At 52.2% G+C, this 2569-nt stretch carries 3 protein-coding genes; 1 reads left to right on the forward strand and 2 read right to left on the reverse strand.

Annotation, left to right across the window (positions count from 1 at the left end):
• On the forward strand, positions 1-1202 hold a 1202-nt coding region (gene hisD / locus HY879_21805), incomplete at its 5' end, for a histidinol dehydrogenase (protein ID MBI5605979.1).
• 71 nt (positions 1203-1273) lie between these two features.
• On the opposite strand, the gene HY879_21810 is transcribed toward hisD, so the two are convergent.
• Together HY879_21810 and HY879_21815 are read right to left on the reverse strand one after the other, a co-directional pair.
• Entirely contained in the window at positions 1274-1873 is a 600-nt protein-coding gene (locus HY879_21810; protein MBI5605980.1) for an indolepyruvate oxidoreductase subunit beta, read from the reverse strand.
• 11 nt (positions 1874-1884) lie between these two features.
• Positions 1885-2569: 4Fe-4S binding protein (locus tag HY879_21815; GenBank protein ID MBI5605981.1), on the reverse strand; the 685-nt coding region annotated here is incomplete at its 5' end.

Below are 2569 nucleotides of genomic sequence, written 5' to 3' on the forward strand. Positions count from 1 at the left end.
ATGAAGAAACCCGGGACATCGTCCGGGGCGTTCAAAAGGGAGGCGACCAGGTCATTCTAAAGCATTACCGGAAACATAAATCCGATATTCGGCTGAAAGATCTTTTGGTTCAACCTGAAGAAATCAAGGCATCTTATAAACTGGTCGACAAGGCCGTACAGCAAGCCTTAAAAAAAGCGGCCCAAAATATCGTAAAATTCCATCAAGCCCAATTAGAAAGGGAAATGTGGTCCATTGAGGTCAGACCTGGGATCCTGGCCGGAAGAGTTCGAAGGCCCATGGAAACCATCGGGGCTTATGTCCCCGGAGGTCAGGCCAATTATCCTTCAAGCGTCCTGATGAATATCCTACCTGCCCGGGTAGCCGGGGTGAAGACCATTGTGGCCTGCACCCCGCCGCAGAAAGGTATGAAGGCCGATCCCGTTACCATAGTGGCCGCCCATATTGCCGGGGCGGATTATCTTTTCAAAGTTGGCGGGCCATGGGCCGTGGCCGGGATGGCTTATGGTACCGAATCCATACCTAAAGTGGATAAAATTGTCGGGCCGGGCAATAAATTTGTGACCGCGGCCAAGATGGCCGTCTTTGGGACGGTTGATATTGATTCTCCGGCCGGACCGAGCGAAGCCCTGATTATTGCGGACGAGACGGCCCGGCCGGAGTGGATGACCTGGGATTTTCTTTCCCAAATCGAGCACGATCCGGATGCCGGGGCCGTTTTAGTGACCCCCTCCCGGAAATTGGCCGAAAGGGTCTGTGATATTATCAATCAAGAGCTGCCAGGATTGGATAGAAGGGAAATCATTCAGACGGCCCTGACCCGTCATTCGGCGGTTCTGGTCACTTCCACTCTTATGGAAGCGGTAGATTTTGCCAATGCTTATGCGGCTGAGCATTTGCAGATTGTGACCGATGATCCCTGGATTATTTTGCCGAGGATCAACCATGCCGGCTCAATTTTCATGGGTCCATATGCACCGGTTCCAGCCGGCGATTATGCCTCGGGGACCAATCATGTCTTACCTACCGGTGGCTGTGCCAGGATGTTTTCCGGACTCTCGGTGGATGATTTTATCAAAAAGCCGACCTTTCAGTATCTGAGCCGGAAGGGTTTACAGGATTTAAAGAAAACCATCACCCTGTTGGCCAAAAAGGAAGGTCTGCCGCTCCATGCCAGGGCAGTGGAGGAAAGGTTTAAATAAAAAACAGGTACAAGGTATAAGGTTCAAGTCCAGGGGAAAGATCTTAAACCTCAAACCTCAAATCTTGAACCTTATACCTTTTCTTTACCTGCTGCTTCAAATCCCAAGTCAAAGGCCTTCAGATTGATTGCCCAAAGTTTTTCTTTGAGATTCATCTTGAGGGCCTCTTTCATTTGATCGGCTGTGACGGGAACGGTGTTGCTTTGGGCCAAGGCCCCCAGCATGACGACATTAACGGCCAGGGCCGAGCCGGCCTCGGCGGCCAGGGCGTCGGCGTTAAGAGCGATCAGCCGTTTTACTTTTTCCCGGATGAGCTTCAGGGCTTCTTTTATATCGGGATAAACCCCCTTGCCGACAGCAACGGTAAAAGGCATTAAAGGGGTCACGTTGGTAATTACTGTGCTCGATTTGGAGCATTTTCCCAGGGCCCGCAAGGTTTCGGAAGGTTCGAAACCGATGAGCACATCGGCCTCTCCATCAGAGACAATGGAACTCAAGGCACCACCTAAGACCACGGCCGACTCGACCACCCCTCCGCGCTGGGCCATACCATGGACCTCACTGACGTTGACGGGAATGCCTGCCAACAGGGCCGCTTCCCCTAAAACCCGGGAGGACAATAGATTTCCCTGACCTCCCACACCAACAAAGACAATCCGTCTAATATCCATAAGCCCTCCTCTTATTTCCTGGGCAAAATAGCATGTTCCGGGCAGACTTGGGTGCAGACCGCACAGCCGATGCACAGGTTCTCATTGATCCTGACCTGATTTTCTTCCACATAAAAAGCCGGACAGGCGAATAAATTGACACAGTCCCGATGATTTTTGCACCGGCTTTCGCTGATCATAAAGGTGCGTGTCTTGGTCGGCGGGGCAACCTTTTTGGCATACAAGGGGCATATTTCTTTGGAGATAATTACGGAAACCCCCTGGTAGTCCATAGCTTTTTGAACGGCCTCCATGGTTTCCTTAACCTTTCTGGGGGTCACGACCGAGATTTGTTTAACCCCGATCCCGCGAACCACCTCTTCAATAGAGATCCGGGTATCGGGCTGTCCCAACAAGGCCATGTCAACACCCGGATGAGGCTGATGGCCGGTCATGGCCGTGGTCTCGTTGTCCAGGATGACCAGGGTGAAGTTGTGGTTGTGATGGACGGCATTAACCAGGCCGGTGATACCGGAGTGGAAGAAGGTCGAGTCACCGATAAAGGCGATAACCGGTTTTCCGGTGGCTTTGGAAAAACCGGCAGCCGAGCTGACACTGGAACCCATACAGATCAGAAAGTCGGCCATGCTGAGGGGCGGGAGCATCCCAAGGGTATAACAACCGATATCGGAGGGGTAAATAGCTTCTTCACCAGCC

Source organism: Deltaproteobacteria bacterium, from assembly GCA_016219225.1.
Lineage (GTDB): Bacteria > Desulfobacterota > RBG-13-43-22 > RBG-13-43-22 > RBG-13-43-22 > RBG-13-43-22.